This is a genomic window from Paracoccus liaowanqingii (genome assembly GCF_004683865.2).
In the GTDB taxonomy this organism is placed as follows: Bacteria; Pseudomonadota; Alphaproteobacteria; order Rhodobacterales; family Rhodobacteraceae; genus Paracoccus; species Paracoccus liaowanqingii.
Map to the genome: position 1 here is coordinate 3,233,120 of NZ_CP038439.1, position 19,863 is coordinate 3,252,982.

At 68.8% G+C, this 19,863-nt stretch carries 17 protein-coding genes; all 17 read right to left on the reverse strand.

The window, feature by feature from the left end; all coding sequences use genetic code 11:
- Positions 1-3 precede the first annotated feature (3 nt).
- On the reverse strand, positions 4-2,598 hold the full coding sequence (locus tag E4191_RS15670) for a nitrate reductase (protein WP_135314217.1): 2,595 nt from the start codon (positions 2,596-2,598) through the stop codon (positions 4-6).
- The gene (gene nirD / locus E4191_RS15675; protein WP_135314218.1) at positions 2,595-2,924 is read right to left on the reverse strand and encodes a nitrite reductase small subunit NirD; all 330 of its coding nucleotides are present in this window, start codon (positions 2,922-2,924) and stop codon (positions 2,595-2,597) included. Before nirD ends, E4191_RS15670 begins: the two co-directional genes overlap by 4 nt.
- On the reverse strand, positions 2,921-5,350 hold the full coding sequence (gene nirB / locus E4191_RS15680; protein WP_135314219.1) for a nitrite reductase large subunit NirB: 2,430 nt from the start codon (positions 5,348-5,350) through the stop codon (positions 2,921-2,923). The genes nirD and nirB overlap by 4 nt, the downstream gene beginning before the upstream one ends.
- Positions 5,351-5,354: 4 nt before the next feature.
- Positions 5,355-6,149 carry an ABC transporter ATP-binding protein gene (locus E4191_RS15685; protein WP_228461404.1) on the reverse strand — a complete coding sequence of 265 codons (795 nt, stop codon included), beginning with the start codon at positions 6,147-6,149 and terminating at the stop codon, positions 5,355-5,357.
- 11 nt (positions 6,150-6,160) lie between these two features.
- The gene (gene ntrB, locus E4191_RS15690) at positions 6,161-7,048 is read right to left on the reverse strand and encodes a nitrate ABC transporter permease (RefSeq protein WP_135314221.1); all 888 of its coding nucleotides are present in this window, start codon (positions 7,046-7,048) and stop codon (positions 6,161-6,163) included.
- An 11-nt stretch (positions 7,049-7,059) separates the two neighbouring features.
- Positions 7,060-8,352 carry an ABC transporter substrate-binding protein gene (locus E4191_RS15695; protein WP_135314222.1) on the reverse strand — a complete coding sequence of 431 codons (1,293 nt, stop codon included), beginning with the start codon at positions 8,350-8,352 and terminating at the stop codon, positions 7,060-7,062.
- Positions 8,353-8,624: 272 nt separating this feature from the next.
- On the reverse strand, positions 8,625-9,302 hold the full coding sequence (locus E4191_RS24730) for an ABC transporter substrate-binding protein (protein ID WP_331459608.1): 678 nt from the start codon (positions 9,300-9,302) through the stop codon (positions 8,625-8,627).
- Positions 9,299-9,796, reverse strand: a complete 498-nt coding sequence (locus E4191_RS24735) for an ABC transporter substrate-binding protein (RefSeq protein WP_331459609.1) — start codon at positions 9,794-9,796, stop codon at positions 9,299-9,301. The genes E4191_RS24730 and E4191_RS24735 overlap by 4 nt, the downstream gene beginning before the upstream one ends.
- Complete coding sequence (locus tag E4191_RS15705; RefSeq protein ID WP_135314223.1) at positions 9,793-10,374, reverse strand: ANTAR domain-containing response regulator; 582 nt, start codon at positions 10,372-10,374, stop codon at positions 9,793-9,795. The genes E4191_RS24735 and E4191_RS15705 overlap by 4 nt, the downstream gene beginning before the upstream one ends.
- Before the next feature lie 91 nt (positions 10,375-10,465).
- The gene (locus E4191_RS15710; protein ID WP_135314224.1) at positions 10,466-11,788 is read right to left on the reverse strand and encodes a calcium-binding protein; all 1,323 of its coding nucleotides are present in this window, start codon (positions 11,786-11,788) and stop codon (positions 10,466-10,468) included.
- A 117-nt stretch (positions 11,789-11,905) separates the two neighbouring features.
- A complete protein-coding gene (gene argC, locus E4191_RS15715) occupies positions 11,906-12,823 on the reverse strand; it encodes an N-acetyl-gamma-glutamyl-phosphate reductase (protein ID WP_135314225.1) in 918 nt (305 codons plus the stop codon).
- 72 nt (positions 12,824-12,895) lie between these two features.
- Positions 12,896-13,225, reverse strand: coding sequence for a DUF779 domain-containing protein (locus tag E4191_RS15720; protein WP_135314226.1), 330 nt, complete (start codon positions 13,223-13,225; stop codon positions 12,896-12,898).
- Positions 13,222-14,277, reverse strand: coding sequence for a DNA topoisomerase IB (locus tag E4191_RS15725; RefSeq protein WP_135314227.1), 1,056 nt, complete (start codon positions 14,275-14,277; stop codon positions 13,222-13,224). The genes E4191_RS15720 and E4191_RS15725 overlap by 4 nt, the downstream gene beginning before the upstream one ends.
- Positions 14,278-14,391: 114 nt before the next feature.
- Positions 14,392-15,918, reverse strand: a complete 1,527-nt coding sequence (adh, locus tag E4191_RS15730; RefSeq protein ID WP_135314228.1) for an aldehyde dehydrogenase — start codon at positions 15,916-15,918, stop codon at positions 14,392-14,394.
- A 113-nt stretch (positions 15,919-16,031) separates the two neighbouring features.
- A complete protein-coding gene (locus E4191_RS15735) occupies positions 16,032-17,000 on the reverse strand; it encodes a GAF domain-containing protein (protein WP_228461406.1) in 969 nt (322 codons plus the stop codon).
- 87 nt (positions 17,001-17,087) lie between these two features.
- Entirely contained in the window at positions 17,088-18,314 is a 1,227-nt protein-coding gene (locus E4191_RS15740) for an ABC transporter ATP-binding protein (RefSeq protein WP_135314229.1), read from the reverse strand.
- Positions 18,315-18,328: 14 nt separating this feature from the next.
- Entirely contained in the window at positions 18,329-19,855 is a 1,527-nt protein-coding gene (locus E4191_RS15745) for an alpha-amylase family glycosyl hydrolase (RefSeq protein WP_135314533.1), read from the reverse strand.
- Positions 19,856-19,863 lie beyond the last annotated feature (8 nt).

A 19,863-nucleotide genomic window follows, 5' to 3' on the forward strand; every position in this document is an offset into this window, starting at 1 on the left:
CCGTTACTCGGCGGCGATGCGCTGGCGGTGGCCCGCGACAAGCGCCGCCAGCTCGGGCCGGCACGAGCCGCAATTGCTGCCCGCGCCAAGGCAGGTCCCCAAGGCCTCGACGCTGTCCACGCCCTCGGCCAGCGCGCGCAGGATGGTCGTGCGGCCCACGTTGAGGCAGGCGCAGATCGTGGGGCCGGGATCGGGGCGGTCGGCGGGCGGGCGACCGGCCAGCGGATGGGCGTCGTCGCTGTTCAGAAGGTCCGCCAGATGGTCGCGCGACAGCAGCACCGGGCCGGGCGAGACGAACAGTGCCGCCGCCAGCCTGCCGCCTTCATGGAAGGCCATCCGGTGGACTCCCCGCAGCGGATCGCCCAGCTGCATCGAGGGCGCGCCGAGGCCCAGCAGCCCCTGCGCCCAGTCCGACCAGTCGGGGGGCGTGACGTCGCCCGCCATCTCGATCTGCCAGCCGCCGCGCAGGCGGGCGCGGGCCCAATAGGCACAATCGGGGGTCACCGCTTGCGTGGTCAGCAGATAGCCGTGCCAGGCGGCGGCATGGCGGGTGACCGCGACCGGGGACGACTTGCTGGCGGGCTGGCCCGAGATGGGATCGGTCCGCGCGGCCACCAGCGCGTCGATGCGCCCGCTTGGCGCGGTCTGGCCGGTCCAGTGGATCGGCGCGAAGGGATGGCCCGGCGCCACGCGGTCGCTGACGAGGACGCGCAGGATCGCCCAGCCCTGCGGGCTGTCGATCTGCGCCAGGTCGGCGGTGGACAGGTTCAGGCGCGCGGCGTCGTCCGGGTGCAGCTCCAGATAGGGTTCGGCCAGATGGCGCGACAGGCGCGGCGACAGGCCGGTGCGGGTCATCGTGTGCCACTGGTCGCGGATGCGCCCGGTATTGAGCAGCATCTGCCCCGGTTCCTGCGCGGGCAGGGCGGCCGTGACCGGCACCATCCGGGCGCGGCCGTCGGGCGTGTGGAAGCGCCCCGTGCCGAAGAACCGCCCCCCCTGCTGGGTTGGGCCCTGCGGCCAGTGGATCGGGGCCAGCGCGTCGTAATCGGCGCCACTCAGGCCCGAGATGTCGAAATCGCTGCCCAAGGCGCCCGCCACGCCCGACAGCGCCGCATGTTCGGCAAAGATCTCGGCCGCCGAGGTCCAGTCGAAGCCCTTGAAACCCATCCGCCGCGCCACCTGCGCCACCGCCCACCAGTCGGGCCGCGCCTGTCCCGGCGGGGGCAGGGCGGCACGCTGGCGGCTGATCAGGCGTTCGGAATTGGTGACCGTGCCGTCCTTTTCACCCCAGGCCGTGGCGGGCAGCAGCACATCGGCCAGACGGGCGGTGTCGGTATCGGGCCAGACCTCGCTGACGGCCACGAAATCGCAGGACTTGATCGCGCGGGCCACGCGGTCGGCATCGGGCATGGTGACGGCGGGGTTGGTGTGGATGATCCACAGCGCCTTGATACGCCCCTCTTCGACCGCGCGGAACATGTCGACGGCCCTGAGGCCCGGGCGGTCGGCCATGCGTGGGGCGTTCCAGAAACCGCCCACGGCGGCGCGATGGGTGGGGTTCTCCAGCTCCAGATGGCAGGCCAGCATGTTGGCCATGCCGCCGACCTCGCGCCCGCCCATGGCATTGGGCTGGCCGGTGACGCTGAAGGGGCCCATGCCGGGGCGCCCGATCCGGCCCGTCGCCAGATGGCAGTTCAGGATCGCGTTCACCTTGCCGGTGCCGCTGTCGGACTGGTTGATGCCTTGGGAAAAGACGGTGACGGTCTTGTCCGTGCCGGCCCAGAGGTCCAGGAAGGTCGCCAGATCGGCGGGGTCCAGCCCGGTGGCCTGCGCGCTGGCCATCCGCGCGGCGGTCAGCGCCGCGTCAAAGCCCGTGACATGGGGCAGGAAATCCGCGCTGGTGCGTTCGGTATCGAACAGGTGGCACAGAAGCAGGTTGAACAGGTGCGCATCCGCCCCCGGCGCGACGGCCAGATGCAGGTCCGCCCCCTCGCAGGTGGCGGTGCGGCGGGGGTCGATCACCACGATCTTCATGCCCGGACGCGCGGCCTTGGCGGCCAGGATGCGCTGATGCAGGACCGGATGGCACCACGCGAGGTTCGATCCGGTCAGCACGACCAGATCGGCCTGCTCCAGATCCTCATAGAGGCCGGGCACCGTGTCGGTCCCGAAGGCCCGCCTGTGGCCCGCGACGGACGAGGCCATGCACAGCCGGCTGTTCGTGTCGATATTGGCGCTGCCGATGAAGCCCTTCATCAGCTTGTTGGCCGCGTAGTAATCCTCGGTCAGCAGCTGCCCCGAGACATACATGGCCACCGAATCCGGCCCGTGCTGGGCCACCGCATCGGTGAAGCGGTCGGCGATCAGGTCCAGCGCCCGGCCCCAAGGGGCGTCCACCCCGCCGATGCGCGGGGTCAGCAGGCGCCCCGCGATGTCGACGGTTTCCCCAAGCGCGGCGCCCTTGACGCAGAGCCGCCCCCGGTTCGCCGGGTGGTCGGGATCGCCCGCGATGGCCAGCCCGCCCGTGCCGTCGGGCGTGGCCAGCACCCCGCAGCCCACGCCGCAATAGGGGCAGGTGGTCCGGACCGCGCCGCTCATGCGACGCGCCGGATGACGGAGGCGTCCAGCAAGATCCGCCCGCCCTCCACCCGCACGGCATGGGTGGCCACCGCCCCGCTGTCGGCGCCCTGCGCCTGCCCGGTGGCCATGTCGAAGACCCAGTTGTGCAGGGGGCAGGTGACGGATGTGCCATGCACGATGCCCTCGGACAGGGGTCCGCCCTTGTGGGGGCAGCGGTCGTCCAGCGCAAAGACCCGGTCGTCGGCGGTGCGGAAGACGGCGACGCAGCCCTGCGGCGTGCGCACCACGCGGGCGCCTTGGGGGGGGATGTCCTCCAGCGCGGCGATGTCGATCAGCTGGCTCATTCGGCGGCCCTCAGGCGCAGGTCGGCCACGGGGGCCCACTCGTCGGGACGGGCGGCATGTTCGGCCCAGGGGTCGGTCTGATAGATCGTCTGCGACAGGCGGAAACGCTCGATCAGCCCGGCACGGGTGGCGGGATCCGCGACCTGCTCGCGGGCCCAGTCCAGACCCACCTTGTCCACCCATTTGTAGATCCGGTGCAGATAGCGCGCCTGTTCGCGATAGAGCTGCACGAAGGCCGCGATCACCTCGCAGACCTCGTCCTCGGTGTCCACGGTCAGCAGCGGCTCGGTCTCGCGCACATCCATGCCGGCGGCGCCGGCGACGCTGATCTGGAAGCCGCTGTCCACGCAGACGACGCCGATATCCTTGCAGGTGGCCTCGGCGCAGTTGCGGGGGCAGCCCGAGACGCCCAGTTTCACCTTGGCGGGCGTCCACGACCCCCACAAAAGCTTCTCCAGCCGGATGCCCAGGCCCGTCGAATCCTGGGTGCCGAAGCGGCAGAAATCCGTACCCACGCAGGTCTTCACCGTGCGCAGCCCCTTGGCATAGGCATGGCCCGAGACCATGCCCGCCTGGTTGAAATCCGACCAGATCGCGGGCAGATCCTCTTTCCGCACGCCCAGCAGGTCGATGCGTTGCCCGCCGGTGACCTTGATCATCGGCACGGCATAGCGGTCGGCGGCATCCGCGATGGCGCGCAGCTCGGCGCTGGTGGTGACGCCGCCCCACATGCGCGGCACGACCGAATAGGTGCCGTCCTTCTGGATGTTGGCGTGGTTTCGTTCATTGACGAAGCGGCTCTGGCGGTCGTCGCGATAGTCCAGCGGCCAGTCGGCGATCAGGTAGTAGTTCAGCGCCGGACGGCAGGAGGCGCAGCCGCCCACGGTTTTCCAGCCCAGATCCTGCATGACCGCGGGGATGGATTTCAGCCCCATCGACTTGATCAGGCGCCGCACGTCCTCGTGCGTGTGATCGGTGCATTTGCACATGGGTGGGTTGGCGTTGGCGGCAAACCCGTCGCCAAGCGTCAGCGCCATGACCTGTTCGACCAGCCCCGTGCAGGTGCCGCAGGACGCGCTGGCCTTGGTCAGCCCGCGCACGGCATCAAGTGTGGCGGCACCGCCCTGGATGGCGGTGACGATGGTTCCCTTGCACACGCCGTTGCACCCGCAGATCTCCGCCTCAGGCGGCAAGGCTGCAACGGCTGCCAAAGGGTCCGCTTGGGCACCTCCGGCGAAGGCGGGGCCGAAGATCAGCGTGTCGCGGTCGGCGGTGATGTCCGCGCCGCTGCGGATCTTGTCGAAGAACCACGGCCCGTCGGCGGTGTCGCCATACATCACGGCGCCGATCAGGCGGTCGCCTTCCAGGATCAGGCGCTTGTAGATGCCGCGCCCGGGATCGCGGAAGACGATGTCCTCGCGGCCCGGGCCCTCGGCGAAGTCGCCCGCGCTGAACAGGTCGCAGCCGGTGACCTTCAGCTTGGTCGCGGTCTGCAGGGGCATGAAGGCGGCGGGCGTGCCCGCCAGCGTGGCGGCCAGGACCTTGGCCTGATCGTAGAGCGGCGCGACCAGCCCGAACAGTTGCCCGTCATGTTCCACGCATTCGCCCAGGGCGAAGATCGCCGGGTCGCTGGTCCGCATCTGGTCGTCGACCGTGATGCCGCGCGCGACCTCCAGCCCCGCATCATTGGCCAGGCGCGTCTCGGGGCGGATGCCCACGGCCATGCAGACCAGATCGGCGGGATAGGTGGTCCCGTCCTCCAGCAGCACGGCCTCGACCCGATCCGTGCCGAGGATCGCCTTGGTAGCGCCCTTGCAATGGATGCGGATGCCACGCTTTTCCAGATCCCGTTGCAAGAGGTACCCCGCGGCGGGGTCCAGCTGGCGCTCCATCAGATGGCCCATCAGGTGGATGACAGTCACCTCGGCGCCCCGCGCGGCCATGCCGGCGGCGGCCTCCAGCCCCAGCAGACCGCCGCCGATGACCACGGCGGTGGCGCCGGGGCGGCTGGCCTCGATCATCGCGTTGGTGTCTTCCAGATCGCGATAGGCCACGACGCCGGGCAGCTTGTGGCCCGGCAGCGGGATGATGAAGGGCGCCGAGCCGGTGGCGATGACCAGCGCGTCGTATTCGACCGGGCCGCGGGCGCCATGGACGATCTGCGCCTCGCGGTCGATGCCCACGACGGCCTCGCCGAAGCGGCAGGTGACGCCCTGGGCCAGATACCAGTCGCTGTCATGGGTGACGATCTGGGCATAGGTCTTGTCGCCCGACAGGACCGGCGACAGCATCAGCCGGTTGTAGTTGCCGCGCGGTTCCGCGTTGAAGAGGGTCACGTCCCACTGGCCGGGGGCCTGGTCGAACAGATGCTCCAGCATCCGGCCCGAGGCCATGCCCGCGCCGATCACCACAAGTTTGCGTGTCATGGGCTTACTCCGCTGCTTCGACGAAGCGGTGACGTTCGTAGAGGAACCGCAGCACGGCCTCGCGCGCCTTCACGTAATCGGGCCGGCTGGCCAGGGCGATGCGGTCGCGGGGGCGGGCCAGCGGCACGGTCAGCACCTCGCCGATGGTGGCGGCGGGGCCGTTGGTCATCATGACGATGCGGTCGGCCAGCAGCACGGCCTCGTCCACGTCATGGGTGATCATGATCATCGTGTTGCCAAGCCGGCTGTGGATGTCCATCACCGCATCCTGCAGATGCGCGCGGGTCAGGGCATCCAGCGCGCCGAAGGGTTCGTCCAGCAGCAGGACCTTGGGCTCCATCGCCAGCGCCCGGGCGATGCCCACGCGCTGGCGCATCCCGCCCGAGATTTCCGCCGGGCGCTTGTCGGCGGCGTGGCTCATCTGGACCAGATCGAGGTTCTGCATGATCCAGTCGTGGCGCTGCGCCTTGGTCTTGGACGATCCGAAGACCTTGGTCACCGCCAGCTTGATGTTGTCATAGACCGACAGCCACGGCAGCAGGCTGTGGTTCTGGAACACCACGGCGCGGTCGGGGCCGGGCGCGTTGACCTCTTTCCCGTCCAGCAGGATGCCGCCGGTGGTCACGTCGGTCAGCCCGGCGATCAGGTTCAGCAGGGTGGACTTCCCGCAGCCGGAATGGCCGATGATGCTGACGAACTCGCCCTTCTCGATGGTCAGGTTGATGTCGGACAGCACATGGGCCGTCTTGGCCCCGTTCACGAAGGTCTTGGAGAGATGGTCGATCTGAAGGTATTTCATGGTCATTCCCCTTACACGGCCGTGCCGCGAGAGACGACGCGTCCGATCCAGCCGACCAGACGATCCAGGATGAAGCCCGTGCCGCCGATATAGGCCAGGGCCACGATGATGTCGCTGAGCCGCGAGGAATTCCACGCATCCCAGATGAAGAAGCCGATGCCCACGCCGCCGGTCAGCATCTCGGCCGCGACGATGGCCAGCCACGAGAGGCCCACCCCGATGCGGAGCCCCGAGAAGATGTAGGGGGCGGCGGCGGGGACCATGATCTTCCAGAAGAACTCGACCTGATTGAGGCGCAGGACGGCGGCGACGTTGCGGTAATCCTGCGGGATGGCGCGCACGCCCGCGGCGGTGTTGATGATGACGGGCCAGATGGCGGTGATGAAGATCACGAAGATCGCCGACGGGCCGCTGTCCATGAAGGCGGCCAGGCTGATGGGCAGCCAGGCCAGCGGCGGCACCGTGCGCAGGATCTGGAAGATCGGATCGAAGCCGCGCATCATCAGCGCCGATTGCCCGATGACCGCGCCGGTCAGCACGCCCACCACGGCGGCCAGGCCGAAGCCGTAGAACACCCGCTCGAGCGAGGTCAGGACGCGCCAGCCCAGGCCGATGTCCTGGGTGCCATAGACGTAGAACGGTTCCATGAACAGAAAGCCGCTGTCGATCCAGACCTGGATCGGCGTGGGCAGGCCGCTGCCCTCGCCCGAGGCGCCGACCTGCCAGATGGTCAGCAGCACGACCAGCACGACCAGCGGCGGCAGGACGGCATTCACCACGGCCATGCCCCGCTTGCGCCAGGGTGCCAGCCGGTCGGGGGTGCGGGGGGGCAGCGCCAGGACGGGGGCTGCAGGCTTGGGGGTCAGGTCCAGCTTGCGCTTGAGGGCGGTCACGTTCATGGCCATCCCCCTTACACCATCGCCTTGATGGACTGCGTGTCCAGATAGGCGTCGGGGTTTGCCGGATCGAAGGTCTTGCCGTCGAAGAAGGTCTCGACCCCGCGGCTGTCGCCGAAATCGACCGTCAGGCCAAGGCCCGCCGCCGCCGCCAGCCACAGATCGCTGCGGTTGGTCGCATCAACCAGCGCCGTGGTGTCCAGATCGCCGGGCAGATAGCCCCACCGCTTGTTTTCGGTGATGAACCACGCATCCAGCGACTTCCACGGATAGGACGTCTCGCCGTTCTCGCCCCAGAACTTCATCGCCAGATCGGGGCGTTCCTCGATGCGGTCGTTGCCATAGTTGATGGTGCCCTGCAGGCGACCGATGATGTCATCGACGGGGACGTTGAACCATTGGCGGCGACCGATGATCTCGGCCATCTCCTGCTTGTTCTCGGGCGCGTCGCACCACATCTGCGCCTCCATCACCGCCATCATGACGGCGACGGTGGCGTTGGGGTTCGCATCGACCCATTCGGCGCGCATCCCCAGCACCTTTTCCGGGTGACGTGCCCACAATTCGCCCGTCGTGGCGGCGGTAAAGCCGATGCCCTGATTGACCAGCTGTTCGTTCCACGGCTCTCCGACGCAGAAAGCCTCCATGTTGCCGACCTTCATGTTGGCGACCATCTGCGGGGGCGGCACGACGATCAGGTCAACCTCGCTGGTCGGGTCGATCCCGCCCGCCGCCAGCCAATAGCGCATCCACAGATCATGGGTGCCGCCGGGGAAGGTCATGGCGACGGGAATCTCCTGCCCGGCTGCGCGACGGGCGGCGAAGATCTCCTTCAGCGGGCTCGAGTCTAGGCCCACGCCGCTGTCGGCATAGTCCTGGCGCACGGACAGGCCCTGCCCGTCCTCGTTCAGGTTCAGCAGCGTGTACATCGGCAGGGGCTGGCTGTTCTGCATGACGCTGCCGGTGGAATAGAGATGCACCTTGGGCCGCAGGATATGCCCGCCATCGATCCCGCCCGAGGCCGAGCCGAGCGCCATGTTGTCGCGCGTGGCGCCCCAGCTGGCCTGCTTTTCGACAAGCACGTCGGGCATGCCATGCTTGGCGAAGAAGCCTTTCTCGACGGCGATGATCAACGGCGCGCTGTCGGTCAGGGCGATGTAGCCAAGCGTGCAGCCGGTCACCTCGGGGGTGCCGGGGGTGGCGGCCCAGGCCCCGCCGGGCAGGGCCAGGCGGGCGGCGGCCATGGTGGCCAGCGCGCCGGTGGCTTGCAGGAAACGACGGCGGGAGGGCGGCTTGATCAAGGTCATCTGGCTCATCCTTGGCTGGCCCGCCGGGAGGGGGGCGGGCGCGAAAACACGAAAGGCCACCGGTCGCAGCCCGCAGCAGGGGGCACGAACAGGTGGCGACATTGCCGGAAAGGGGGAGCCCGCGTCCTTGCGGGCAGATCGAAACGCGGTGCGCCGTTGCATCCGCCTTTCATCCATCATCGGCAGCGGGGGCGCCCCGGTCAAGAAAACAGGGGGTCCGGGACGGCAATCGGCTCGTCACGGCTTCAGAATAAAGCAGCCTGCCCGCGATTTCAGCGCGCGGGAAACGCCGGGTCGAAGACATGCCCGTCGAAGAAGGCATCCGCGCCCAGAATCATCTGCCCCTGTTCGGCGGCGACCAGGGTCGGCTCGCGCATCGCGCCCTCGACCCGGGCCGAGGCGCCGGGCAGATGCGCGCCCGCCTCGCGCAGGTGGCGGCGATACAGGTCGGTGCGGAAACATTCCGCCGCCTTCGCCGCCGCGGCGCCCGGGTCCAGCCCGTGGCGCGCGGCCATCCAGGCGCCCATCATCGCGGCGATGCTGCGCCAAGGGAAGGTCGCGGCCTCGGCATGAAAGCGGATGAAGTCGGGATAATCCCGGAATTCCCCGGTCGAGGTGACGTGCAGGCGGCCCAGCAGACCGCGTTCGCACAGTTCGGGCGACAGGTTCAGGTAATCGGCGCGCGACAGGATCTCGGCCGCGGTGCCGCGATTGCCGGACCGGTCCAGCCAGCGCCCGGCGCGCCACAGCGCCCGCATCACCCGCCCCGTCGCCTCGGGCTGGGCCTCGGCCAGGGCGCGGGTCATCACCAGCCCCTTCTCGGGCGCCGCCGCCCAGATCGCCCGCCCGGGCAGCAGCAGCGCGCCCACCCCCCGTTCCACGGCATAGGAGGCCCAGGGCTCGCCCACGCAATAGGCGTCCAGCTCTCCGGCGGCGAGGGCGTCGGTCATCTGCGGGGGCGGGACGGTATGCACCTCCAGCCGGGCGGCCAGGGGGTGTCGCGCAGCCAGTGGCGCACCAGCTCGGCCTGGGTCGAGAAGGGGAAGGGCACGCCCACGCGCAGCGGCCCGGGATGGGCGCGGTCCAGCGCTGTACGGGCGGCGACGGGATCGCGGAAGTCGAAGGGGTGGCCCTGATCGCGCAGCCGGTCCTCGATGGCCTTGGACATGGCGATGGCCTGCCCGCCCTGGGACAGGATCATCAGCAGGTCGAAGTCGGGATAGGCGGGCCCCAGCCCCAGGCTTTGCGCGATGGGCATGGGCACCAGCATATGCGCCGCGTCGATGGCGCCGGTGCCCAGCAGGTCGCGGCTCTGCGACCAGCTGCCCACCCGCACCAGATCCAGGTCCAGCCCCTCTTCGGCGGCAAAGCCAAGCTCGCGCGCGATGATCAGCGTCGCGGCATCGGTCAGCGGCACATAGCCGAGGCGCAGGCGGTCGGTCATGTCAGCAGGCCCGCGGCCATCACCAGCTGCTGCGCGATGTCGGCCACGCGGCGCTTCTGGTCCATCGCGGTCTTGCGCAAGAGGGCATAGGCGGCCTCTTCGTCGATGCCGCGCGCCTTCATCAGGATGGCCTTGGCCCGGTCGATGATCTTGCGTTCCTCCAGCGCGGCCTTGGTGGCGGCCAGTTCGGCGCGCATCTTGTGGAACATGTGAAACCGCGCGATGGCGGCGTCCAGGATGGGCTTGATGCGGTCCTTGTGCAGCCCGTCCACCACATAGGCCGACACGCCCGCCTCGATCGCGGCGCGGGTCAGCTGCTCGTCCGAGCGGTCGACGAACATCGCCACCGGGCGCTCCAGCGGGCCCGAGACCAGCGCCAGTTCCTCCAGCACGTCGCGCGAGGGATCGGCCACGTCGATCAGCACGATGTCGGGCTGCTGTTCGGCGATGCGGCGGGCCAGGCCAGTTTCCTCGGCAATGACCGTGATATGATGATCGCCCGAGGCGCGCAGGCCGTCGACGATCTTCAGCGCCCGGTCCCGGTCGCGTTCCACCACGATGATTGACAGCCGTTCCATGACGTTACCAGAGGCCCGCCGAGCGCGGCTTGGCAAGGTCGCGGCGCCCGCAACGGCGCCGCAGATCGCAGATGCCCGCTAATCGGGCAGATCAGAGGAGGAAGTCGCTCTCGGTCAGGGTCAGCGCGCCGGACAGGCGGATCATCCCCTCGGCGCGGCCGTCGCCATCCGTGTCCAGCAGGACCCGCGTTTCCCGCCCGCCGCCGGTCTGGACATGGCGGAAGGTCAGCTGGCCCGCGGCGCCCGGCTGCAGGGCGCCGAAGCCCTCGAAGTCGAAGGCCTGGTTGCCGGGGCTGCGCCCGTCGGCGTCGATGGGACGCAGGTCGATCCGGTCGGTGCCGCGGCGGAAGTCGGTGATCAGGTCGGCCCCGGTCGGGCGGCTGTCGCCCATCGCGGCGAAGACGAAGACATCCGCCCCGGCCCCGCCGGTCAGCACATCCGCCCCCGCCCCGCCGGTCAGCGTGTCGTTGCCGGTGCCGCCCCGCAGGCGGTCGTTGCCCGCCCCGCCCAGCAGCCGGTCCGCCCCGGCCCCGCCATCCAGAAGGTCGTTGCCGGTCCCGCCCAGCAGCGTGTCCGCCCCGGCCTGACCGAACAGCCGGTCCGCGCCGCCCCGGCCGGTCAGCTGGTCGTTGCCCGCGCCGCCCTGCAGGACATTGGCCCGCGCATCGCCCATCAGGACGTCGTTGCCCGCGCCGCCCTGGGCATTCTCGACGTTGCGGATCATGTCCCGGCCCAGCCCGGTGTCCTGGCGCGTGGCGAGGGCCAGATCTATCCGCACGGCCCGCGCGCCCTGCGCCACGATCCAGTCGATCCCGGTCCCGCCGTCGATCAGGTCATTGCCCGCATCCAGGATCAGACGGTCGTTGCCCGCCCCGCCATAGAGGGCGTCGTTGCCGATGCCGCCATCCAGCAGGTCGTTGCCCGCGCCGCCGGACAGGGTGTCGTTGCCGCCAAATCCGCGCAGCGTGTCATTGCCCGTCATGCCGAAGGCGCGATCGGCCTCGAAGCTCAGCTCGAACAGGTCGTTGCCGGACAGCATCCGCCCCAGCAGGCGCGCGTCGTCGGCGGTCGAGCGGGTCAGGGTGGCGTTGTAGACATCGACCAGCGGCAGGTTCAGGCCGTCGATCTCCCAGAGTTCTTCGTAACGGCCGCCGACCTCCCGGACTTCGGCCATGACCTGCAGGGTGCCGCCGGTCACCCGGTCCCCGACCATGCGGAAGCGGCTTCCGGCAAAGCCGATGCCGAACAGCTCGCTACCGGATTCGTAGGCGACCGTCAGCAGATCCTCGAGACGCTGGCCGTCACGGTTCAGGTTGATGTTGTCGTCGAACTGGAAGTCCAGCGCGTTGTAATACAGCATGCTGAAGTCGGAATTCAGCTGGTCGAAACCGCGATATGCAAAAACCCGTGCCAATGTGTCAAACCCCTGAAACACAACCCATCCGTGCAGATGTCAGGGCCATTACGTCCCGAATCGCATCCGTGTCAAAGGATCAGTTTCGAAAGGATTAACCGTGGGACGGAGGCGGGGCTACAGCCCCGCATCCTCGGGCAGGCCCAGCATGATGTTCAGGTTCTGGACCGCCGCGCCCGAGGCGCCCTTGCCCAGATTGTCCAGCACCGCGATGACCGTGGCGCAGCCCGTCTCGTCATCGCCATGCACGCTCAGGCGCATGCGGTTGGTGCCGTTCAGCGCGGTGGGGTCGATCCGCCCGCCCAGCTCGGCAGCGGGGACGACCTGCACGAAGGCCTCGCCCGCGTAATGGTCGGCCAGCGCCTGATGCAGGGCCGCGACGCTGCGGTCGTCGTCCAGATGCAGGGGCAGCTGCACGGCCATGCCCTGCGCGAAGCTTCCCACCGAGGGCGCGAAGACCGGCTGCAGCAGCAGCCCGCCATGGGTCATGATCTCGGGGATGTGCTTGTGGCGCTGGTCCAGGCCATAGACGAACTGCACCGGCGCCGTGCCCGCGTCGTATTCCGCGACCAGCGCCTTGCCGCCGCCGGTATAGCCGCTGACGGCGTTGATCGACAGTGCCTCGGTCTCCTCGATCAGACCGGCGGCGACCAGGGGCGCGATGATGGCGATCGACCCGGTGGAATAGCAGCCCGGATTGCTGACGAAGCGCGCCGCGGCGATCATCTCGCGCATCTCGGGGGCCAGTTCGGGAAAGCCGAAGACCCAGGCAGGGTCGATCCGGTGCGCGGTCGAGGCGTCGATCAGCCGCACGGGCATGTCGGCGGTCAGCGCCACGGCCTCGCGCGCGGCATCGTCGGGCAGGCACAGGATCGCCACATCGGCCTGGGCAAAGCAGTCGGCCCGCGCGGCCGGATCCTTGCGGCGCGCGGGATCCAGCTGCACCAGGCGGATGTCGTCGCGCCCCATCAGGCGGTCGCGGATCTGCAGGCCGGTCGTTCCGGCCTCGCCATCGATGAAGACGCTGTGGGTCATGGGGCACCTTGTTCTGGATCACCGACTGTCTAGCGCAGGCCGGGGCCGGTCACAACGCCGCACGAGGGGTCGTCAGATGCTGCACAGTTCCGACCGGGTCAGGAAGCGCTTCTCGCGCCCGTTGTCCAGGCTGAACATGCCGCCCCGGCCCGGCACCACGTCGATGATCAGGTCGGTATGCTTCCATGCCTCGGCCTGGCTGGCCGAGATGTAGAAGGGCGCGCCGCCGATCTCGCCCAGCTTCACGTCGCGCTCCCCGATGCGGAAATCGCCCTGCGGATAGCACATGGGCGAGGATCCGTCGCAGCAGCCCCCCGACTGGTGGAACATGACCGGGCCGTGATCGGCCACGATCTCGTCGATCAGGCGCAGGGCGTCGGGGGTCGCGGTGACGGTGCTCATGGCTTCAACCTTCTCTTGAGGAATGTCAGGACCTGCTTTTCCTCGGGGCGCAGGTCGTCATGGGTCAGGGTCTGCGCGATCTCGTCCTGCAGGTCCAGCTTCAGGTCATGGGCCAGATAGCCGTCGATGATCTGCGGATGGACATAGCACTTGCGGCAGATGGTGGGGGTGTTGCCCAGCTTGGCCGCGACCGTCTCGATCGCGTCGCGGACATTGCGCTTGGCGGCGGCCTCGCTGTCGGCCTTCTCGTATTCCGACAGGGCCAGCGCGGCCAGCACCGTGCCGGTCCAGGTGCGGAAATCCTTGGCGGTGACATGGCGGCCGGTGATGTCGCGCAGATAGGCGTTCACGTCGCCGGAATTGACCTGATGGCGGGTGCCGTCCTCGTCGACATACTGGAACAGGTGCTGGCCGGGAATCTCCTGCACCGCGCGGATGATCCGCGCCACGCGGCGGTCGCGCAGGCCCAGGTCCCAGTCCTTGCCCGACTTGCCCTTGAAGCGGAAACGCACCTGGTTACCCTCCAGCGAGACGTGGCGGGCGCGCAGGGTGGTCAGGCCGTGGGACTTGTTCTGCCTGGCATAGATGGCGTTGCCCACCCGGATCATGGTGTTTTCCAGAAGGAAGACGATGGTCGCCAGCACCTTCTCGGGCGGCAGCCCGCGCCGCGCCATGTCGGCATCGACCCGCGCCCGAAGGCCGGGCAGCACCTGCGCGAAATCCAGCATGCGGTCGTATTTGGTGCCGTCGCGGATCTCGCGGAAGCCGGGGTGATAGCGGTACTGCTTGCGCCCCTTGGCATCGCGGCCGGTGGCCAGGATATGGCCCTGCGGATCGGGGCAGATCCAGACATCGGTATAGGCGGGGGGCACCGCCAGCGCGGCCAGCCGCTTGCGCGTCGCCGGATCGGTGATCGTGCGGCCCTGCGCGTCGCGATAGGAAAAGCCCTTGCCCGCCCGGACCCGGCGGATGCCCGGCATGTCGTCGTTCACATAGACGAGGCCCGCGCTGATCGCGGCGTCCTCGGGGTCGATGATGGCGTCCTTGGGCATGGCGCGCGTCCCTTGATGGCGGTCCGGCTCAACGCGGCATGAGGGGCGTGGGTTGCGGGGGCGGGTGTTGCGGAGGGCGAAGGGTGCGGGGGCCCGAAGGCCCCCGCGCCCGGATCAGAAGAAGCCCAGCTTCTTGGGGCTGTAGCTGACCAGCATGTTCTTGGTCTGCTGGTAGTGGTCCAGCATCATGCGGTGGTTCTCGCGCCCGATGCCCGACTGCTTGTAGCCGCCGAAGGCCGCATGCGCGGGATAGGCGTGATAGCAGTTCGTCCAGACCCGGCCCGCCTGGATGGCCCGGCCGAAGCGGTAGCAGGTGTTCGCGTCGCGCGACCACAGGCCCGCCCCCAGACCGTAGAGCGTGTCATTGGCGATCGACAGCGCCTCGTCATGGTCCTTGAAGGTGGTCACCGACACGACCGGGCCGAAGATCTCCTCCTGGAAGACCCGCATCTTGTTGTGGCCCTTGAAGACCGTCGGCTTGATGTAATAGCCGCCCGACAGCTCTCCGCCGTGATCGGCCTTGTCGCCGCCGGTCAGGATCTCGGCGCCTTCCTTCCGACCGATGTCGAAATAGGACAGGATCTTCTCCATCTGCTCGCTGGAGGCCTGCGCGCCGATCATCGTGGCGCTGTCGCGCGGATCGCCCTGCACGATGGCCTCGACCCGCTTCAGCGCCTTTTCCATGAACTGGTCGTAGATCTTCTCGTGGATCAGGGCGCGCGACGGGCAGGTGCAGACCTCGCCCTGGTTCAGCGCGAACATCACGAAGCCCTCGATCGCCTTGTCGAAGAAATCGTCATCCTCGCGGCAGACATCCTCGTGGAAGATGTTGGGGGACTTGCCGCCCAGTTCCAGCGTCACCGGGATCAGGTTCTCGGCCGCGTATTGCATGATCAGCCGGCCGGTGGTGGTTTCCCCGGTGAAGGCGATCTTGGAGATGCGCGGGTTCGAGGCCAGCGGCTTGCCGGCCTCCAGGCCGAAGCCGTTCACGATGTTCAGCACGCCCGGCGGCAGGATGTCGGCGATCAGCTCGGCGAAGACCAGGATCGTGGCGGGGGTCTGCTCGGCCGGTTTCAGCACCACGCAGTTGCCCGCGGCCAGCGCCGGGGCCAGCTTCCAGCAGGCCATCAGCAGCGGGAAGTTCCACGGGATGATCTGGCCCACGACGCCCAGGGGCTCGTGGAAGTGATAGGCGATGGTGTCGTTGTCGATCTCGCTGATGCCGCCCTCCTGCGCGCGCAGGACCCCGGCGAAATAGCGGAAGTGGTCGACGGCCAGCGGCAGGTCGGCGGCCATCGTCTCGCGGATCGGCTTGCCGTTGTCCCAGGTCTCGGCCGTGGCCAGCAGCTGCAGGTTCTGCTCCATCCGGTCGGCGATGCGCAGAAGCGCGTTCGACCGCTCGGTGGTCGAGGTCTTGCCCCAGGCGTCCTTGGCGGCATGGGCCGCGTCCAGGGCCAGCTCGATGTCCTCGGCGTTCGACCGCGCGATCTCTCCAATCGGGGCGCCGGTGATGGGGGTGGTGTTGGTGAAATATTTGCCCGAGCGGGGGGCAACCCACGTGCCGCCGATGAAGTTGTCATAGCGGCTGGCAAAGGGCATCACGCCCACGCCCTTGAACTCGTGCGTCTGATCGTTCGGCATCGGTGTCCTCCTTGAAGATGGTCGCCGGACCTCCCCGTCCGGGCCTGGGCCAAAGATCGTGCACGACATGATTCGTGGCAAGCCGCCATCCTTGCCGCACCGCAGAAGCTGTCTCAGTCTTGAGACAGTCCCTCCGGATTATCGCCGATCCTCAAGCGCGCCATGCGCCGGTACAGCGTCGCCCGCCCGATCCCCAAGGCCCGCGCGGCGGCCGAGACGTTGCCCGAGGCCCGCGCCAGGGCCCGGATGACGGCGGCGCGTTCGCCCTTGTCGAAGCCGCGCAGGTCGTCCTGCCGGCCCAGCAGGTCGGCGGCCGGGCGCGGGCGCAGCGCGCCCTCGCGTTCCAGCCCCAGCACCCGGCGCGCGGCCCGCGTGGCCCCGATGGCCAGGTCGTCGCGGTCCACGGCCAAGAGCACCGCCTGGTCGGTCTGGTCGTCCGAGGCGACCACGATCCGCGCATCGGGAAAGCTGGAGCGGAAGAACATCGCCTCGATCGCCCGCGCGGTCTGCGCGACCTGCGCCTGGATCAGCCGGTTGTAGCGTTCGGTCTGGTCGGCGCGCGCGGAGCTGACATCCAGCGCCGCTAGAAGGCGCCCGTCCGGCCCCCAGATCGGCGCATCCATGCAGGACATGGCGGTGTTGCGGGTGTGGAAATGCTCGTCGCGGTGGATGGTGACCTGCCGTCCCTCGGCCAGGCAGGTGCCGATGCCGTTGGTGCCTTGCGCCGCCTCGGACCAGACGGCGCCGCGCCACAGCCCCCAGTCCCGGAACTGCGCCGCGTCGCTGTCCGAGACGCGCTGGTCCAGCACGACGCCCTGCGCATCGGTCAGCAGCACGTTGCAGCCCGACAGGCCGACCAGCCCGTGCAGCTGGTCCAGCTGCGGCCCGGCGACATGCAGGAAGGCCTCCATCGCCTGGTGCCGCGCCGCCAGCTCGGGCGCGGACAGGCGTTCGGGGCGGCGGCGGTCGGCGGGGTCCAGCCCGTGCTTGACCATCGACCGGCGCCACGAGGCCGCCAAGGCCGATGTCGCGCCGGGTGACTGCGACTTGGCGGCCACCAGGTCCGCATGGTTGCGCTGCATCGAAAGCCTCCCCTCCCCAAGGTCGGCGCAGTCTAGCACGGTTTTCGGGATGCGATCTGCGACTTTGGTCGCATCCCCAAGGGGTGCCTACCGCACGGGGCCGACGGGCTTGATCACGCCGTCCTTGATGCGGTCCCCGCCTTCACCACCGGCGTCCGGGCCGGCGGGCGTGCTGCCCATGCTGCCCGAGGGTGCTGCGGTGCGCGGCTGATAGGCGGGGGGCGGTCCGTCGCGATACAGAAGCGACTGCCCCTTGTGGAACAGGTGCAGCGCGTGGGGATCGGCGGTCAGGCGCACGCGGCGGCCCTTGAGGTCGGGATGGATGCCCGGCAGCTTGGCGATGATCGGGACCGTCTCGGCATTGGTGCCGAAATAGAGCAGCGTGACCTCGCCCAGGGCTTCGGTCAGATCGACGGTGCTTTCGAAGACGGGGGTGCCCTCGGTCACGCGCATGTCCTCGGGCCGGACGCCCAGGTTCACTGGCATGTCCTGATCGCCCGCGCGGGTTGGGATGGCGACCTCGGCCTCCAGCCCGCCCTCCAGCGCGACGAGGGTGGTGGCGCCCGGGGTCTTCACGCGGCCGGGCAGCAGGTTCATCGCGGGGCTGCCGATGAACTGGGCCACGAATTCGTTGACCGGGCGCTCGTACAGCTCAAGAGGCGCGCCGATCTGCGCGATGCCGCCGCCCGCCAGCACCACGATGCGGTCGGCCAGGGTCATCGCCTCGGTCTGGTCATGGGTCACGTAGATCATCGTGCGGTCGGGCATGGAGGCCTTCAGCTGCGCGATCTCGATCCGGGTGGCGACGCGCAGGGCGGCGTCCAGGTTCGACAGCGGCTCGTCGAACAGATAGACCTTGGGGTCGCGCACGATGGCGCGCCCGATGGCCACGCGCTGGCGCTGGCCGCCCGACAGCGCCTTGGGCAGGCGGTCCAGATAGGGCGTCAGCTGCAGCATCTTGCCGGCGCGGTCGGTGGCGGCGGTGATCTGGTCCTTGGACTGGCCCGCGATCTTCAGGGCAAAGGCCATGTTGTCGCGCACCGTCATGTGCGGATAGAGCGCGTAGGACTGGAACACCATCGCGATGCCGCGCTGGCTGGGGGGGATGTCGTTCATCACCTGCCCCCCGATCTGCAGCTCGCCGTCGCTGATCTGTTCCAGCCCGGCGATCATCCGCAGCAGGGTCGACTTTCCGCAGCCCGAGGGGCCCACGAAGACGATGAATTCGCCCGAGGTGATGTCCAGGTCGATGTCGCGCAACACCTGCACGTCGCCATAGGACTTGGCGACATGCCTCAGTTTCAGATCGGCCATTGCGGGTTCCTCCCCTATCCTTCGATGATCTGGACCTGCCACGGCATCAGCCCGCCCGCCTCGTCGTCGGACAGGTTCGCGCGGATCAGCAGGGTCTGCTTGTCGTCCATCCGGCGGAAGGACAGGACCGGCCCCTCTGCCGTGACGTCGGTCATGGTGCCGCCGCGCAGCGCGCTGTGCTTGCGGCGCAGGCCCAGGGCCCACCGATAATGGTGCAGCATGGACTGGGCGTCGGCCTCCTGCGCGACGACGGTGCGCTGCAGATGGGCATGGGGCACGGGCAGCCAGGGCTGGCTGGTGGAAAACCCGCCGTTCACGCCCATGTCCCAGACCATCGGCGTGCGGCAGCCGTCGCGGCCCTTGTATTCGGGCCAGAACTCGATCCCGTAGGGGTCGCGCAGCTCCTCGTGGCGCAGTTCCGCCTCGGGCAGGCCCAGCTCCTCGCCCTGGTAGATGCAGACCGAGCCGCGCAGGCACAGCAGCACCGTGGCATAGGCCTTCGCGGCGGCATCGGGCACCGACCAGCGCGTGATGTGGCGCACCACGTCATGGTTCGACATGGCCCAGCAGGGCCAGGCATTGGGCGCTTGGCTGGTCAGCCGGTCGAAGACGTCGACGATGCGCGCCGCCGTCAGGTCCGTGCCCGACAGGAAGTCGAAGACATAGGACATCTGCACCCGGCCCGGCGTGCCGGTATAGACCTCCAGCAGCTCCAGCCCACGTTCGCTGTCGCCGATCTCGCCCACGACCGAGGCGCCATAGGGTGCGATGGTCTGGTGGAAGCGTTCCAGGAAGGCCACGTTCTCGGGCTGGGACTTGCTGAACTGGTGGCTCTGGTGGTTGTAGGGATTGACCGCCGGGGCGGTGTCGGCCTTGCGCAGCTCGGGCGCCAAGGGCGGGTTGTCGCGCAGCTGGCGGTCGTGGAAGTAATAGTTCACCACGTCCAGCCGGAAGCCGTCGACACCCCGGTCCAGCCAGAACCGCGCCATGTCCAGCAGCGCCTGCTGCACCTCGGGATTGTGGAAGTTCAGGTCGGGCTGCGAGGACAGGAAGTTGTGCAGGTAGTACTGTTCGCGCCGCGCATCCCATTGCCACGCGCTGCCGCCGAACATCGACAGCCAGTTGTTGGGCGGCGTGCCGTCGGGCTTGGGATCGGCCCAGACATACCAGTCGGATTTCGGACCCACGCGGCTGGCCCGGCTTTCGCGGAACCAGGAATGGCGGTCCGAGGTGTGCGACATGACCAGGTCGATGATGACCTTAAGCCCCAGCTCGTGCGCGCTGGCGATCAGCCAGTCGAAATCCTCCATCGTGCCGAAGATCGGGTCGATGCCCTGATAGTCGCTGACGTCATAGCCGAAATCCTTCATCGGAGAGGTGAAGAACGGAGAGATCCAGACCGCGTCCACGCCAAGCGAGGCGACATAGGGCAGCCTCTGGGCGATGCCGCCCAGATCGCCGGTGCCGCTGCCGGTCGTGTCCTGAAAGCTGCGGGGATAGATCTGGTAGATGATCCCGCCCCGCCACCACTCGGTCGTCATGTCCGTCA

What these genes read in the sequence shown, in the direction of transcription:
- ntrB (WP_135314221.1), bottom strand. Translation starts at nt 7,048, where the DNA reads ATGAACGTGACCGCCCTCAAGCGCAAGCTGGACCTGACCCCCAAGCCT.
- E4191_RS15735 (WP_228461406.1), bottom strand. Translation starts at nt 17,000, where the DNA reads ATGCAGCGCAACCATGCGGACCTGGTGGCCGCCAAGTCGCAGTCACCC.
- E4191_RS15740 (WP_135314229.1), bottom strand. Translation starts at nt 18,314, where the DNA reads ATGGCCGATCTGAAACTGAGGCATGTCGCCAAGTCCTATGGCGACGTG.
- E4191_RS24730 (WP_331459608.1), bottom strand. Translation starts at nt 9,302, where the DNA reads ATGACCGACGCCCTCGCCGCCGGAGAGCTGGACGCCTATTGCGTGGGC.
- argC (WP_135314225.1), bottom strand. Translation starts at nt 12,823, where the DNA reads ATGACCCACAGCGTCTTCATCGATGGCGAGGCCGGAACGACCGGCCTG.
- E4191_RS15745 (WP_135314533.1), bottom strand. Translation starts at nt 19,855, where the DNA reads ATGACGACCGAGTGGTGGCGGGGCGGGATCATCTACCAGATCTATCCC.
- E4191_RS15725 (WP_135314227.1), bottom strand. Translation starts at nt 14,277, where the DNA reads ATGCCCAAGGACGCCATCATCGACCCCGAGGACGCCGCGATCAGCGCG.
- E4191_RS15670 (WP_135314217.1), bottom strand. Translation starts at nt 2,598, where the DNA reads ATGAGCGGCGCGGTCCGGACCACCTGCCCCTATTGCGGCGTGGGCTGC.
- E4191_RS15720 (WP_135314226.1), bottom strand. Translation starts at nt 13,225, where the DNA reads ATGAGCACCGTCACCGCGACCCCCGACGCCCTGCGCCTGATCGACGAG.
- E4191_RS15685 (WP_228461404.1), bottom strand. Translation starts at nt 6,149, where the DNA reads ATGAAATACCTTCAGATCGACCATCTCTCCAAGACCTTCGTGAACGGG.
- E4191_RS15695 (WP_135314222.1), bottom strand. Translation starts at nt 8,352, where the DNA reads ATGACCTTGATCAAGCCGCCCTCCCGCCGTCGTTTCCTGCAAGCCACC.
- nirB (WP_135314219.1), bottom strand. Translation starts at nt 5,350, where the DNA reads ATGACACGCAAACTTGTGGTGATCGGCGCGGGCATGGCCTCGGGCCGG.
- E4191_RS24735 (WP_331459609.1), bottom strand. Translation starts at nt 9,796, where the DNA reads ATGACCGACCGCCTGCGCCTCGGCTATGTGCCGCTGACCGATGCCGCG.
- adh (WP_135314228.1), bottom strand. Translation starts at nt 15,918, where the DNA reads ATGCCGAACGATCAGACGCACGAGTTCAAGGGCGTGGGCGTGATGCCC.
- nirD (WP_135314218.1), bottom strand. Translation starts at nt 2,924, where the DNA reads ATGAGCCAGCTGATCGACATCGCCGCGCTGGAGGACATCCCCCCCCAA.
- E4191_RS15705 (WP_135314223.1), bottom strand. Translation starts at nt 10,374, where the DNA reads ATGGAACGGCTGTCAATCATCGTGGTGGAACGCGACCGGGACCGGGCG.